Source organism: Acinetobacter uliginosus (genome assembly GCF_044130295.1).
Classification (GTDB): domain Bacteria; phylum Pseudomonadota; class Gammaproteobacteria; order Pseudomonadales; family Moraxellaceae; genus Acinetobacter.
The window spans coordinates 1-1,149 of the sequence record NZ_JBIQOC010000058.1; the positions used below are offsets into that span (position 1 = coordinate 1).

The 1,149-nt window shown below is 48.3% G+C and carries 1 protein-coding gene; it reads left to right on the forward strand.

Annotation, left to right across the window (positions count from 1 at the left end; genetic code table 11):
- A partial coding sequence (locus tag ACE01T_RS11665) for an IS66-like element ISAba25 family transposase (protein ID WP_395519309.1) occupies positions 1 to 1,147 on the forward strand: 1,147 nt, incomplete at its 5' end.
- Between the last annotated feature and the right edge of the window lie 2 nt (positions 1,148 to 1,149).

Below are 1,149 nucleotides of genomic sequence, written 5' to 3' on the forward strand. Positions count from 1 at the left end.
AGATGTCAGTGAAAAACTGCATTTCAGACCGGCACAGTTCTATAAGGAACAGCATGTGCGTGGTAAATGGGTCTGTGATCAGTGTGACACCCTGACTCAGCAAGCAATGCCCGCCTATGTGATTGATAAAGGCATTGCTTCACCTGAACTGCTCAGCCATGTTTTGGTGTCGAAATATGCCGATCATTTGCCGCTGTACCGTCAACGTCTGATCTATCAGCGGGCGGGAATCGAACTTTCTAGATCAACTTTATCTGACTGGATAGGTCGCTGCGGTGTAGAACTGGAACCTCTAGCCAATGCCTTAAAAGAGGTGGTACTACAACAGCAGGTGCTGCATGCAGATGAAACACCGGTCACCATCATGCGGATGGGTGAGAATGAGAAAAAACCGAAGAAAGGTTATGTCTGGGCCTATGCCACCACACAGTACAATCCAGTTCAGGCAGTGATCTATGACTTTCAGGATAGCCGTTCTGGCCAGCATGCTGAAGAGTTCCTGAAAGACTGGCAGGGTCATCTGGTTTGTGATGATTACAGTGGTTATAAAGCACGCTTTAAATCAGGCCATGTCATTGAGGTGGGCTGCATGGCACATGCACGTCGTAAATTCCATGAACTGCATGTAACTGGGAAAAGTCAGGTCGCTGAACAGGCATTGGTGCTGATTCAGAAACTGTATGCGATAGAAGCAGAACTCAGGAAAAAGACCGATGGTACAGCGGAAGACCGCCGCGAATACCGACAACAGCATAGTCAACCAGTGATGCAACAACTATATGAATGGCTCAACCAACATCATCTGACAGTGCCATCGAGTTCTCCCACCGCCAAGGCCATCAATTACACTCTGAAGCGTTGGCCAGCTTTAAGCCGCTATCTGGATGATGGCAATCTACCGATTTGCAATAATTGGGTCGAGAATCAGATGCGTCCCTGGGCGTTGGGGCGCAAGAACTGGCTGTTTGCAGGTTCGCTGCGCAGTGGTCAGCGAGCGGCGAATATCATGACTTTAATCCAGTCAGCAAAGCTGAATGGGCTGGATCCGTATGCCTATTTAAGTGATGTGCTGAAAAGGCTGCCGACACATAAAGTGACCCAGATTGAAGAGTTACTGCCACACTGCTGGAAACCTAAATCGAATTAAAA